Origin of the sequence: Lentibacillus daqui (assembly GCF_027186265.1) — a bacterium.
GTDB lineage: Bacteria > Bacillota > Bacilli > Bacillales > Amphibacillaceae > Lentibacillus_C > Lentibacillus_C daqui.
On the sequence record NZ_CP114176.1, the window covers coordinates 891,930 to 905,805 of the forward strand.

Sequence of the window (13,876 nt, forward strand, 5' to 3'; positions counted from 1 at the left end):
AGTGGCTTTTTGTGTCAATGGAGCCGGGGTAAAATTTCTAATTCAAGTCCACTTTTACCAAAAGCTAGGTTACATGCAATAGCTTTGTTTTGATAAACGTATACAACAGTGAAAGAAAAATACCAATCATTAATCCAACAAAAATATCAATCATTAATGTAGCGAGAAACGTTGAAAGCATAATGATCGCCAAGAAAGGCGCGTGTTTCAGATAATAACGCATATCCTTAACATTAATCAGGTTGGTGACTGCAACAATAATGACGGCAGCGAGTGTTGCTTTTGGTAAAAAATAAAATAGAGGAGTTAAATAAAGCAGTGTGATCAAGACAAATGCTGCCGCAACAAATAAAGAAAAATTGCTTTTAGCCCCTGATTGATGATTAACCGCTGTTCGCGAAATCGCTCCTGCCACTGGAATGGCACCAACAATGGAACTGGTTAGATTAGCTAGTCCCAACCCCAGCAATTCCTGATTCGGGTTCAGTTGTTCATTTTTCTTTGCAGCCAGTGTTTTGGCAACCGAATAGGATTCAGCGAACGAAATAAAACCAATCATGAAAGCAATTGGAAGTAATGATAAGAATGTATCAAATGTTGGAAGTTGCAAAGAAATACTTGGTAACCCCCGTGGGATGCCTCCAATGATTTGGACTCCTCTTTGCTCTAAATGGAAAAAATAGACGATAATGATTGATGCTACGATAACGATTAGTGGCCCTAGTGATGTATGAAATTTGGTTTTTAAAATGATCAGTAACCATAGACTGCTAAATCCAAGAATCACTGTGAAAATATTTACTTGGTGCAGGTGATAAGTGATTTCAAGAAGGTAATCGGCAATATTTTGAAATGATGCCAAGCTGACCCCCATAATTGCCGGAATTTGGGTTATCGCAATAATAACAGCGGCGGCTGACGTAAATCCACTGATTACAGCGGGTGAAATATAATCAAAAAAGGAACCAAACTTAATGAGACTCAACATCAGTTGCACCACGCCAACGATTAAGGTCAACAGAATGATTAGGGTGAAAAAATGTGACGAATGGGGCTTTACAAGTGCCGCAATACCTGTAAAGGCTAACAGGGATGCAATTGAGACCGGACCTACACTTAAATATCTTGAGTTACCAAATAAGGCATAAATTAAGACAGGGAAAATAGCAGCGAATAAACCAAAAACTACTGGCACACCGGCGATGACAGCATAGGCCATACTTTGCGGAATTAATAAAAAGGCAACCACCATCCCAGCGGTAAGATCATTTGGTAAATAGGAAAGATGATAATGGACAAGTTGTTTTAGTCCGGGCATTATTTTAAAAATCATGGGAAAAGCCTCCGAATAGTACAGGTATACTTGTACATTATTCTATTTATTAATAAATTATGACGCCGGCGAACAAAGACTTCACTGGTGATATCATCTACGGCATGTACTCCACAGTTTCTATTTGAATACTACCCAATGATTGCACATTACCCTTAAAAACGATAAAATATAAAAATAATCTGTTGTATCGGAGGTAGGATTGATGGGAGAAAAGATCAATGTAGGAATTGTAGGTTACGGTAATTTGGGAAAAGGTGCAGAAATGGCAATTGGACAACAGCCAGACATGGAGCTTGTCGCTATTTTTACCCGAAGAGACCCACAAACATTAAAAGTGAATGATCCAAACGTAAAGGTTTTACATATTGACGACGCGAAGGAATACCAGGAGCAAATTGATGTCATGATTTTGTGTGGCGGTTCCGCTACGGATTTACCTGAACAGGTTCCTGCTTTTGCAAAGATGTTTAATACGGTAGATAGTTTTGATACACATGCTAAAATTCCGGAATACTTTGCATCGGTGGATAAAGTTGCACAGGCAAGCGGAACAACCAGTATCATTTCGGTTGGCTGGGATCCAGGATTGTTTTCCATTAATCGCGTGATGTCTGAAGCAGTGTTGGCGCAGGGTAAAACATACACATTTTGGGGTAAAGGCTTGAGCCAGGGACATTCCGATGCAGTAAGAAGGATTGATGGCGTGAAGAATGGTGTACAATATACCATACCTTCAGAAAAAGTAATGGAACAAGTCAGAAATGGGGAAAATCCGGAGGCATCCAATAGCGATCGTCACACAAGGACATGCTATATTGTCCCAGAGGAAGGGGCAGATACAGCACGAATTGAGCAGGAAATTAAAACAATGCCGAACTATTTTGACGAATATGAGACAACCGTACACTTTATTACCGAGGAAGAATTGAAGCGGGATCATTCTGCCATGCCTCATGGTGGTTTTGTCATCCGGAGTGGACAAACCGGTGACGGCAACAATCAGATCGTTGAATTCAGTTTGAAGCTGGACAGCAATCCCGGGTTTACCTCAAGCGTGCTGGTAGCATATGCCCGAGCCGCCCATCGCTTAAATAAAGACGGGCAACACGGAGCGAAAACGGTGTATGATGTCGCACCAGGTTACATTTCACCGAAGACGCCGGAAGAATTACGCAAGGACTATTTATAAAACACTTAACACTTAAAAAGCCACTGACGATCAGTGGCTTTTTATTTGAGCACGTTCGTTCAACCAAAATGAACGATTTTGTTTAGAAAAAAGACCGTGGATTTTAGCTGCCGGGAAAGTCAACATTCGTTTCATCGGCTTTATCTATTTATATAAAGAATACCCTATCGATTTTGTTAGCAAAGTAGTGGACTCAATATGCGTGTGTCTCGAAATCTTTTAATAGTCTTTTTCCAAACACTCCAGCATACAATAAAAATGTTGCTTGTTTGCATTTGCAAAACGGCGGGAAACAACAAGGTAAAAGCGAAGCCAATTGTTTAGTCATTGGTTTACATTTGTATTTTTAAAAAGGAGGATGTTTCATTGGGGATTATTAATTTGGATGTGGCGAAAGACTTGATTGCTGGAGCAGAGGAAGAGGCTAAGAAGATCGGAGTACAAATGGTAATTACGGTGCTAGACGAGGACGGAAATCTGGTGGCAACCCATCGCATGGATGACGCTTGGCTTGCAAGTATAGACATTGCCCACAATAAAGCATGGACATCCGTTGCATTGAAGATGCCTAGCGGGGATTTGGCTGAGGCGACCGTTCCAAATGCTGAACTTTACGGGATTAATACAACTAACAATGGCCGGATTGTCGTGTTTGGTGGTGGTTTTCCTTTGGTGAAGGATGACAAAGTAGTTGGTGCTGTCGGTGTTAGTGGAAGTTCGGTGGCAAATGATGTCCAAGTTTCTGAGGCAGCAGTTAAAGTGTTTAACGAAAAATTTAACGCTTAGCATATAACCTTAGAACGCTAATATCAATGAGATTCAGTCAAACATCAACTGCAATCTGGAACCGGTAATCAAAACATTCATTTAAAAGGGATCCCGCTGTAAAATGGTGGGATCCTTTTGTATGTTATCCGAATAATAACATACGATTACATTCAACTAAGTAATATATGTTCTAATTATTAAAAATCCCTGGTGAACCAATTTTTTGCTCTGTTTTAAGGGTGTTATAGTAGAAAGATAGTAATTGATAGAAACCATTGACACGATCTGTGGTTTGGTATAGCTTGTAAATAACAACATGTAAACGGTGCATTTAACAAGGAGCTGAATATAGATGAAAATAAGCAAAGTAGATGTGTTTCAAATAGAATTACCACTAAAAGAGCCATTCATTATTTCATATACGTCCTTCGATGTGATGCCGGCAATCATTATTCGGATTGAAACGGATGAAGGGATTGTTGGTTTTGGGGAGAGTGTACCCGATGAACATGTCACAGGGGAATCAGTACATAGCGTTTTTGCGGCATTAAAGCATCAGTTGGTCCCCGCCCTGTTAGGAAAAGATCCTGGAAATATTCAGGACATCCATGCAATGATGGATCGGGAATTGGTACGTAATGGGGCTGCAAAAGCTGCGGTTGATATTGCCTGCTACGATATTTTAGGAAAATACAGCAACCTGCCAGTTTATACATTGCTTGGTGGCAGAAAAGAACAACAACCAGTCATCCCAAAAGTATTAAGTATTCTGGAACCAGAAGTACTTGCTGAACAAGCGAAGGCTGCGGTTGCAGAAGGTTATCAAGAAATTAAGATGAAACTCGGAATTGACCATACTAAAGATATTGCGCGAGTACAGGCTGTTCGTCAAGCTGTTGGGGACCGGGTGAAAATTCGTGTTGATGTCAATCAGGGCTGGCAAAGTGTACAGGTTGCCAAGGAGATGATCCGGCAACTGGAACCATTTCATGTTTCTTGGGTGGAACAACCGATTGCCCAGGAAAGCTTGTCCATGTTCAAGGAATTAAAGGAGGCAAGTTCCATTCCATTAATGGCTGATGAAAGTTTAGTAACCTCACAGGATTTGCGCACCCTTGTCGAACATCGGGCGGTGGATTATATCAATATTAAGCTGATGAAAAGTGGCGGCATTTATCCATCATACAAGCTTGCTACACAGGCAGACTTGTTTGGTATTAAGTGTCAAATCGGATCCATGGTTGAGTCCAGCATTGGATCAGCGGCAGGATTCCACGTTGCCTTATCTAAGCAAAATATTGTCTCAACCGAACTGTCCGGCCCAACTAAATTTTCAACCGATGTCGGTAATCTAGGCTATACCTTGCCACACGTGAATATAACTGATCAGCCAGGCCTGGGCATCACGGTGGACATGAACGCATTACAACAACTAGCCGTAAAACACAAAGAACTTAGCTAAAAGCTGGATACAAGTTATTTCGGCGAACTAGCTGGAGGCGCTGATAAAAGTGGTAAAATCGCCGATAAAGGAGCTGAAACCGCTGATAAAAGAGCTAAAACCGCTGATAAAAGCAGGAAAATCGCTGATAGAGGTTTTCCCACAATCAAGAACATCATTTGTTAATGGGATAGATACCAGTCAACCCTAACATATGAAAGAATGACTAACTAACCGGCTCTGGAAATGTTGATTGGAGGCAACACGATGCAAAAACAAGAATTACAGGCATTATGGCAACATTTGCATGAAAACGCAGAAGTAAGTTTAAAAGAAGTAAACACATCCAATTATTTGATGAACCACTTTAAAAATGCTGGATTTCAACCAGTTGCATTTCAGTTTATTCCCGGTTTCTATGTGGAAGTTGGCAACGGGCAGCCAAAAATAGGCTTGCGCGCCGATATGGATGCACTTCTGCAAGAAGTCAATGGCAAGTTACAAGCGAATCATTCATGTGGTCACGACGCGCATATGACGATTGTGACTGGTGTTATGCATCGGTTAAAGGGTATGGAGGATCAGCTGAAAGGAACGGTACGGGCAATTTTTCAGCCAGCTGAGGAACAGGGAAATGGTGCGGTTCGGGTCGTCAATGAGGGTGTTGTGGATGATTTGGATTATTTATTTGGTGTCCATGTGCGCCCCTATAGTGAGATCGATTTTCCGGATTGCGCGCCAGGTATTCAACACGGCGCGTGTCTATTTGTCAAAGGGAAGATTAAAGGTGTGGATCACCATGGAGCACGTCCACACGAAGGGGTCAATGCCGTAGAAGTGGGAACAGCAATCGTGCAACAGCTGCAACATATTCATACCGCTCCACAAATACCGGCGACAATTAAAATGACCAATTTTCATGCAGGCAATGATAATTTAAACATTATTCCGGGGGAAGCAACATTCGGCCTTGATGTACGTGCCCAAACCAATGATGTAATGGATAAAATGAAAGAAAAAATTCAAACCATCTGCAGTCATCTGTCATCCATTTATGATGTGTCAATTGAGATTTCGCTGGATGATGATGTTCCGGCAGCGATTATTAATCAAGAGGCAGAAGACATCATGCATCACGCGATTGTGGAAAGTTTAGGAAAACAACACACCCAACCAACGATTATTACACCAGGTTCAGATGATTTTCACTATTATACGTTAATGCGGCCGAACATCAAGGCGACCATGTTGGCACTTGGAGCAGACGTCACCCCGGGTCTTCACCACCCACAAATGACCTTTAATAAAGAAGCGATCGAAAACGGAATTAATATTTTGGTCGAAGCTTGCATAGAAGCATAGGGACGGTTTCTAAGTCTGTCCCTCTTTTTTATGAAGAGGAAAACAGCGGAACAACCGGATTAAATTACATTACCGAAAAAATGAATCGCCGTAAAAAGTGCAGAAACCGCCGATAAAAATAGATAAATCGCCGTAAAAATAGTGAAAACCGCTGTAAAAACTGCCAAACCTGCCGTAAAATATTTCATCATTTCATGTAGCAGGGTAAGTTCGCAAAGTAAGAAGAGAAATTTGCTGATCGTTATTTTTCCAGTAGTCTATTAACCATCCTTATCCTACCTACAACCTTCGCATATTTTCTTCGGACAGGACATAGATATGAATTGGTATGATGATTGGATAACTTATATAAAACCTCGTCTCATCAACATAGCAAATTTTCCTAACCAATCGTACTTGCATTATAATCATGGACAACGAAAAAAAGGAGCTGAATGGATTGGGTTTGTCGATTGAACAAATTTTGACAAGCAAAGGCATTCAAATTGGGGAGGGACATGTAAACGTGTTAGAATCCCGCTGGCAGGCATTAGAGGAATTAAAGGGAAATTTGGAAAACGCCAAGATAGACGATGCAGACATTGCGGTGCGGAATATCCCAGGAGGTGATCACGTTGAGTAATTCGTTGATCACGAAATCAGTTGAAGAACTGGCACCACTACTTGAAACAAGGGTGATTTCCTCGGTTGAACTAACTAAAGCTGTATTGGATCATGCGGAGACAAAAAACAAGGAGATTAATGCTTACATTAGTTTTTCGCGAAAAGAAGCGGTAGAAGCTGCTGAAAAGGCGGACAAAGAAATACGGATTGGCCATTATCGTGGGATGTATCATGGAATTCCCATGGCCATTAAAGATAACTTGTACATTAAAAATGATGTTACAACGATAGGTTCGAAAATCCACCAAAACTTTGTCCCGGACTATGATGCGACTGTTGTAAAAAAGTTGAGAGAGGCCGGAGCGGTTTTGACTGGAAAATTGAACATGCATGAATATGCTTGGGGTGCGACCACCAACAACCCACATTTTGGACCAACCAGGAACCCGCGAAATTTACAGCATATTCCTGGAGGTTCAAGTGGTGGATCTGGTGCTGCAGTTGCTGCTGATATGAGCGCTGCTTCGTTAGGCACGGATACAGCCGGTTCCATTCGTATTCCTTCATCAGCTTGTGGTATTGTCGGCTTAAAACCCACATACGGACTGGTCAGTAAGTATGGTTGTTTTCCATTATCTTGGTCACTTGATCATATCGGACCGATGACAAAAACGGTCAAAGATGCTGCGGGATTACTCGAAGTCATCGCCGGTTTTGATAAAAATGATTCGACTGTGTTAAATGTTCCTGTTGAAAATTATACCAAACAACTGACCGGTAATGTGAAAGATCTGGTTATCGGTGTAAATGAGGAATATTTTTTCCATCAGGTAGATGCAGAAATTGAAGCATTGGTTCGAAAAAATATTCAAAGGCTGGTTGATCAAGGGGCAAAAGTCGTCGAGATAAAAATACCCACCCTCCAATACAGTGAATGGGCAGAAATGATAACGGCTTTAACAGAGGCATCGACTGTTCATCATCGAAATCTAATAGAGCGTCCAGATGATTTTGGTGATGATGTCCGGCTGTTATTCGAACTTGGAGAAATACCGTCAGCAGTTGATTATCTTCAGGCACAGCAAGTAAGACGACAATTGAAACAAGATTTCCAAAAGGCTTTTGAAAAAGTCGATGTCCTCATTTTCCCAACGCTACCCATGTTACCGCCAAAAATTGGGGAGGATGATGCAGAAATTAATGGAAGAAGAGTAGACCTCATGGACAATATCGTGCGCTTTACCGGACCAGGGAACCTAACTGGGCTGCCTGCGCTCTCCGTACCATGTGGCTATAAAAGTGAATTACCAGTCGGCCTGCAAATTATGGGACCGGCATTCAAAGAAGGGCTTGTATTAAATGTTGGTTATGCTTTGGAGCAGGGATAGAAGAAAGGGAAATGGATCCGACGCAGCAGAATTTCTCAAAATACTGGTTAAATATATCGAATCACCTTATCTATTGGTCCTTTAACAGGAATGTCGATCCATGTTTACAGCACAATTTGCAGTCCCAACTGTTGGTTGTGCTGTATTTTAATGCTTGGATTTGTGATGGGGGTTGTTGAAAAATGATGTAAAATGAAATAAAAATTCAATTTATATAATATTTTTGTTTGATATTGAAATTTAATTTCACATGTTGTAAAATAATTATGAAAGGGTTTTCAAATGTAATATTTAGCAGTAAAAAATGCTATGAGTAAAGGGGGGGGATTTATTGCTTGGATTTTCCGTTTTTCTTACTGAAGATTGGTCACCGGAAAAGGAAGATTATGTAAAACGCATGGTCGATATCGGGTTTGAAGGAGTTTTTACATCACTGCACATCCCTGAAGATGACGTCTCCAGATACAAGGAGCGCTTGAATTCTCTGTTGGAGATAGTCAAGGCAAGGAAGCTGAAGCTGATGATCGATATTTCAGGTGATGCATTAGAGCAGATTGGACTTTCCTTAAACAATCCCAAGGAAATTTTTGAAAGTGGTATCACGGGTTTGCGAATGGACGACGGCATTCATGTGGAAACAATGGCGAATGTATCGCGCTATCTTACTGTTGGATTAAATGCCAGCACATTAACGGAAGCCGATTACGAACAACTCGTTGCAAACGAAGCGGATTTTAGTAATATCGAGGCTTGGCATAATTATTATCCGAGACCAGATACAGGTTTGGATGAAAACTGGTTTGATGAAAAAAATACCTGGTTAAAGAATAAGCGCTTAAAAATAGCTGCATTTGCTCCTGGGGATGGGAGGTTACGTTTACCGTTATATGAAACATTGCCAACACTAGAAATTCATCGGTGCCAAAATCCATTTTCTTCTTCGTTGTCGCTTATGCAGGACTATATGATAGATGATGTGTATATTGGTGATCCAGGCCTGACAAATAAAACTAGTCAACAATTTGCTGAATATCTTCAACATAAGATCTTGTTAATGCACGCAACGTCTGTTCATCGGAAATGGGATTCATACATTTATAAAGACCACCAAAATCGATTGGATGTTGCGAGAGATGTTATCCGTAGCGCACATTCAAGGGCTGCTCATAAAAATGATACCATTCAGCCTGAAAATACGGTGTTACGCAAAAAAGGGAGCATTACTATCGATAATAATCGATATAAGCGATATAAAGGGGAACTACAAGTTGTAAAACAGGAACTGTCACCTGATGAAAAAGTGAATGTGATAGGACAAATTGTCTATAAAGATTTGCCATTACTTGATTTTATCCAGGGTGGCATGACGTTTAAGATAACCGATAACAAGGAGGCTACATAATGGATTTAGACAAACTGACGACAGAACAACGCAACAACAACACGATGAACCTAGATACGTTATCGACAATGGATGTCTTACGATTAATGAATGAGGAAGATCAAGGTGTGGCGGCAAGTGTAAGAAAAGAATTGCCACAAATTGAAAAGGTTGTGGAAGCGGTTAAAAGGTCATTTAATCAGGGGGGACATTTGATTTATATCGGTGCAGGTACAAGCGGTCGTCTCGGAGTACTTGATGCAGCCGAATGCGTACCAACATTTAGCGCAGATCCATCCATGGTACAAGGGATAATTGCTGGAGGTATGCCCGCTATGACAGTTGCCGTTGAGGGGGCTGAAGATTCGCGAACGTTAGGAGAAAAAGATCTAAAGCATATTCAATTGTCCGATAAAGATACTGTTCTTGGTATAGCCGCCAGTGGCAGAACACCTTATGTTATTGGTGCCTTGGAATACGCTGCAAATGTTGGAGCGACAACAGCGAGCCTTGCTTGTAACAAGGAAGCTGAGATCAGTAAACATGCAGATATCGCGATTGAAGTTCCAGTCGGTCCTGAGGTGTTAACAGGATCCACAAGATTAAAGGCAGGAACGGCACAAAAATTGGTGTTAAATATGATCTCTACCGTTTCCATGATAGGGATAGGAAAGGTTTATCAAAATTTGATGGTTGATATCAAACCGACGAATGATAAATTGGTGGAGCGCTCAAAATCGATTATTATGCAGGCGACAGAATGTAGTTACCAGGTGGCTGAGGAGTTCCTTCATAAGGCAAATAAAAATGTAAAACTGGCGATTGTCATGATTTTAACTAACCTTTCTAAGGATGAAGCAAAACAAAAATTGGAGGAAAATAAGGGGTTTATAAGAAAAATTTCTGAAGACTAAGGGGGAGTGATGAGGATGGCGGAATCAAAGGAACAACGATTAGCGAGAGAGATTTACGAAAAGATAGGCGGCATGGGGAACGTTGAGAAGTTGACTCATTGCATGACCAGGGTCCGGATTACCATTAAGGATGAAGGTCATGTAGATAAAGAGGGTATTCGGGCGATTGATGGTGTCATGGGGATTGTAGAAGATGATGGCGACTTGCAGGTAGTTGTCGGACCCGGGACGGCTGGTAAAGTAGCGAATATAATGCTGGATGATGTTGGAGTGGGACTCGGGGAGCCATTTCCGGCAAACATGTCGACAGGAGATACGGAACAGGGATTATCGGATCGGGAAAGGGTGGAATCCAGAGCAAAAGAAGTGAAAGCAGAGGAGAAAGCAAAACACAAAAACACCGGTTTCAAGCGCGTATTAAAAGCGATTGCCAATATCTTTATTCCATTAATACCTGCCTTTGTTGGTGCTGGTATCGTTGGCGGTATTGCGTCCGTCCTATCCAACATGCTGGAAGCTGGAAATATCGGTGATAACTGGCAAACGATTATTACTACATTAACGGTTATTCAACAAGGTTTATATGGTTATTTGGTTATCTTTGTTGGAATAAACGCTGCCAATGTATTCGGGGCAACGCCTGGTCTTGGTGGGGTTATCGGTGCAGTAACCATGTTGACAGGAATGGATCCCGAAGCCCCGCTTATCAATATTTTTAATGGCGATGCATTAGTCGCTGGACAGGGCGGTATTATTGGGGTTATCTTTGCTGTCTGGATCTTGTCTATGGTGGAAAAAAGAGTGCGCAAGATCATTCCGAATGCAGTTGATATTATCTTTACCCCGACAATTACGCTGTTGATCGTTGGTTTGTTTACGATATATATCGTCATGCCTATCGCTGGTCTGGTATCAAGTGGCTTGGTCGGAGCGATTACATGGGTGCTGAGTGTTGGCGGTGTTTTTGCAGGATTTGTGTTAGGTTTATTCTTCCTGCCGATGGTTATGTTTGGATTACACCAAATTTTAACACCGATTCATATTGAAATGATTAATTCATATAGTTTTACACCACTTTTACCTATCTTGGCAATGGCAGGTGCAGGTCAAGTTGGTGCAGCTTTTGCATTGTGGTTTAAGTGCAGAAAGAACAAAGAAATAACGCGACTTGTTAAAGGGGCTTTGCCGGTCGGAATTCTGGGGATTGGTGAACCATTAATCTATGGTGTTACCCTCCCATTAGGCCGTCCATTCATTACAGCCTGTATCGGCGGTGGTATCGGTGGTGCTGTTATTGCTGGAATTGGCAACATTGGGGCTACGGCGATCGGGCCAAGCGGCGTTTCGCTTATCCCGCTTATTGCCAATGGACACTGGCTGGGGTATATAGCAGGATTGGTAGCAGGTTATATTGGCGGATTCATTGTGACATACTTCTTCGGTGTGCCAAAAGATATTCAAAAAGAAACGAAATAGACGAGGCAGGGAACGGTTTTGGAAGAAAATATTATCCTACAAATAAAATCAAAATTAAATGACCTTTCCAAAGCGGAAAAAAAGATAGGCGAATATATTCTCGAGCATGCGGTAGAAACAGTAAATTACAATACAACTGAACTGGCGCAGAAAGCTGATGTCAGCCCGGCAACAATTGTCCGTTTCTGCCGTTCGATTGGATTATCCGGTTTTTCCCAATTGAAAATTCGTTTATACGCCGATGCTTCTGACGTAGATGAAGACTTATATACTGATATCACACCGAATGAAGAGACGGCACTGATTGCTGAAAAATTGGCTTTGCGGTTTAATCATTCGATTACGCAAACGGCGAACCATTTAAATACGGCAAGCGTTGAAGTTATAGCCAATCTGATTGACCGTTGTACAACGATTTATGTATATGGCATCGGCGCATCACATGTTGTTGCCGAAGACTTTACACAAAAATTTTCCCGAATCGGCAAGATAGTAGTGAATATGCTTGACCACCATTTATTGAGTTCTTCAATCGTTAGTGCTGGTGATCCATGCATGTTTGTGGCGATATCGAATTCAGGGGAAACCAATGAAGTTATCAAGCTGGTACAGATTGCCAAGCAAAAAAAGTTTCGCACAGTTGGTATCACCCAATATGAAAATAGTTCATTGGCGCAACTGGTAGACTATCCGATCGTGCATCACGGTGGAGAAGAAGTGATGTTAAGAAGCGCAGCAACCACCTCATTAGTTTCGCAATTATTTACGATTGACGTTTTGTACTATGGATATATTAATAAAAACCCGAAGAAAATCTTGAATATGTTAAAAGAATCCAAAATAAGTATTCAAACATTTTTTCATAAGGAATAATACTATAAGTGAGTGTTCAAAAACGAGGATGAAAAGGACCGAGCAGTTCAAGGCGGCGTGGCTTTGAGCACCGGAGTGTACATAAAAGGTACATGAGGAGCGGAAAAGCAAGCCAACGAAGAAATGCGAAGTGTCATTTTTCACCGGAGTTTTTGAACAACCTCTATAAGATATTGAAAGGCCCCTTTTTTTACGGGGGCCTTTCAAGCCAATCACGATCGATTTTCCCGCCACCTGCAACCGATCCCACTCATATCGTAAATGCTTTAGATCTCTTAATGAATTCACGCATGGCGTACGAGAGGTATTTATTTTTCTTCCAGATCATGCCTAGTTCCAGATTTACGATGGGTTTGCAAAAAGGAACAGCGGTAATGTTTTCATTGCCGATTTGACTGCAAATTTTACTTGGTAATAACGCAACACCCAATTTGGCTTCCACCATTTCAATCATAAAGTCTTTTTGCGAACTTTCACAAGCAATATTTGGGTAAAAGCCATGTTGCTGGCATGCTGCAATAATACTGTCATGCAGGGAGAAATCTTGTCGATATAAGATAAAGGATTCATGTTTGATAATTGGAAAATCAATGACTTCCTTCCTTGCCAAAGGGTTGTCCCTGTGCACGATCAGCATTAATGGATCATTTACCAGTTTAATGATTTCCAGGTTTTCTGCCTGAACGGGTACATTGCAAATGAGGCCAATATCAAGCGTGCCTTCTTCTACCCCTTGTTTAATTTTGTTGCTGCCAACTTCAGTTAAGTGCATTTCTATGGATGGATAGCTTTCCTTATATTCGCTGATCAACCTGGAAAAAAATGCAGCACCGATAATTGGTGGGATGCCAATTTTAATTTCCCCTTTTTTTAGATCCATCACATCATTTAATTCCGACGTTAAATTATCAAATGCTTCCAGTACATGTTTGGCATTCGCTAAAAATGCCTCACCCGCATCAGTTAACTCCAGCTGTTTGGCGCCTCGATATAATAGAGTAGCACCAATTTCGGATTCTAAAATCTTAATCGTTTTGCTTAAGGATGGCTGGGAGATATGCAGATTCGCGGCTGCTTTCGTAAAACTTGATTGTCTGGCCACCTCTGAAAAATACGTTATTTGTCTGATATCCAGAATGCCCACC

12 protein-coding genes are annotated in these 13,876 nt (G+C 41.3%); 10 read left to right on the plus strand and 2 right to left on the minus strand.

The features are described 5' to 3' along the window. Positions 1–64: 64 nt before the first annotated feature. Positions 65–1,333 (minus strand): SulP family inorganic anion transporter, encoded by a 1,269-nt coding sequence (locus tag O2S85_RS04710; protein WP_269411553.1) that lies wholly within the window; start codon positions 1,331–1,333, stop codon positions 65–67. Between the two features lie 205 nt (positions 1,334–1,538). Between O2S85_RS04710 and O2S85_RS04715 the strand changes: the two genes are divergently transcribed. The 10 genes from O2S85_RS04715 to O2S85_RS04760 all read left to right on the plus strand — a co-directional run bounded on the left by O2S85_RS04715 (position 1,539) and on the right by O2S85_RS04760 (position 12,731). Then, positions 1,539–2,525, plus strand: coding sequence for a diaminopimelate dehydrogenase (locus tag O2S85_RS04715; RefSeq protein ID WP_269411554.1), 987 nt, complete (start codon positions 1,539–1,541; stop codon positions 2,523–2,525). 366 nt (positions 2,526–2,891) lie between these two features. After that, positions 2,892–3,311, plus strand: coding sequence for a GlcG/HbpS family heme-binding protein (locus O2S85_RS04720; protein ID WP_269411555.1), 420 nt, complete (start codon positions 2,892–2,894; stop codon positions 3,309–3,311). Between the two features lie 334 nt (positions 3,312–3,645). Continuing rightward, positions 3,646–4,755, plus strand: a complete 1,110-nt coding sequence (locus O2S85_RS04725) for a mandelate racemase/muconate lactonizing enzyme family protein (protein WP_269411556.1) — start codon at positions 3,646–3,648, stop codon at positions 4,753–4,755. 246 nt (positions 4,756–5,001) lie between these two features. Next, positions 5,002–6,096, plus strand: a complete 1,095-nt coding sequence (locus tag O2S85_RS04730) for an amidohydrolase (protein WP_269411557.1) — start codon at positions 5,002–5,004, stop codon at positions 6,094–6,096. 409 nt (positions 6,097–6,505) lie between these two features. Beyond that, positions 6,506–6,718: a hypothetical protein gene (locus tag O2S85_RS04735; protein WP_269411558.1), complete on the plus strand. Its 213-nt coding sequence runs from the start codon at positions 6,506–6,508 to the stop codon at positions 6,716–6,718. Next, on the plus strand, positions 6,711–8,087 hold the full coding sequence (locus O2S85_RS04740; RefSeq protein ID WP_500796418.1) for an amidase: 1,377 nt from the start codon (positions 6,711–6,713) through the stop codon (positions 8,085–8,087). The genes O2S85_RS04735 and O2S85_RS04740 overlap by 8 nt, the downstream gene beginning before the upstream one ends. A 331-nt stretch (positions 8,088–8,418) precedes the next feature. Further along, positions 8,419–9,489 (plus strand): DUF871 domain-containing protein, encoded by a 1,071-nt coding sequence (locus O2S85_RS04745; RefSeq protein ID WP_269411559.1) that lies wholly within the window; start codon positions 8,419–8,421, stop codon positions 9,487–9,489. Beyond that, positions 9,489–10,382: an N-acetylmuramic acid 6-phosphate etherase gene (murQ, locus tag O2S85_RS04750; protein ID WP_269411560.1), complete on the plus strand. Its 894-nt coding sequence runs from the start codon at positions 9,489–9,491 to the stop codon at positions 10,380–10,382. The genes O2S85_RS04745 and murQ overlap by 1 nt, the downstream gene beginning before the upstream one ends. A 15-nt stretch (positions 10,383–10,397) precedes the next feature. Beyond that, on the plus strand, positions 10,398–11,858 hold the full coding sequence (locus O2S85_RS04755; RefSeq protein ID WP_269411561.1) for a PTS transporter subunit EIIC: 1,461 nt from the start codon (positions 10,398–10,400) through the stop codon (positions 11,856–11,858). 18 nt (positions 11,859–11,876) lie between these two features. Next, a complete protein-coding gene (locus tag O2S85_RS04760; protein ID WP_269411562.1) occupies positions 11,877–12,731 on the plus strand; it encodes a MurR/RpiR family transcriptional regulator in 855 nt (284 codons plus the stop codon). Positions 12,732–12,981: 250 nt separating this feature from the next. Here the strand turns inward: O2S85_RS04760 and O2S85_RS04765 are convergent, their stop codons facing one another. Further along, positions 12,982–13,866 carry a LysR family transcriptional regulator gene (locus tag O2S85_RS04765; RefSeq protein ID WP_269412473.1) on the minus strand — a complete coding sequence of 295 codons (885 nt, stop codon included), beginning with the start codon at positions 13,864–13,866 and terminating at the stop codon, positions 12,982–12,984. Positions 13,867–13,876: the final 10 nt, after the last annotated feature.

Excerpts from the sequence above, each read along its gene's own strand:
- O2S85_RS04710 (WP_269411553.1), bottom strand. The coding sequence starts at position 1,333 with ATGATTTTTAAAATAATGCCCGGACTAAAACAACTTGTCCATTATCAT.
- O2S85_RS04715 (WP_269411554.1), top strand. The coding sequence starts at position 1,539 with ATGGGAGAAAAGATCAATGTAGGAATTGTAGGTTACGGTAATTTGGGA.
- O2S85_RS04725 (WP_269411556.1), top strand. The coding sequence starts at position 3,646 with ATGAAAATAAGCAAAGTAGATGTGTTTCAAATAGAATTACCACTAAAA.
- O2S85_RS04730 (WP_269411557.1), top strand. The coding sequence starts at position 5,002 with ATGCAAAAACAAGAATTACAGGCATTATGGCAACATTTGCATGAAAAC.
- O2S85_RS04735 (WP_269411558.1), top strand. The coding sequence starts at position 6,506 with ATGGACAACGAAAAAAAGGAGCTGAATGGATTGGGTTTGTCGATTGAA.
- murQ (WP_269411560.1), top strand. The coding sequence starts at position 9,489 with ATGGATTTAGACAAACTGACGACAGAACAACGCAACAACAACACGATG.
- O2S85_RS04755 (WP_269411561.1), top strand. The coding sequence starts at position 10,398 with ATGGCGGAATCAAAGGAACAACGATTAGCGAGAGAGATTTACGAAAAG.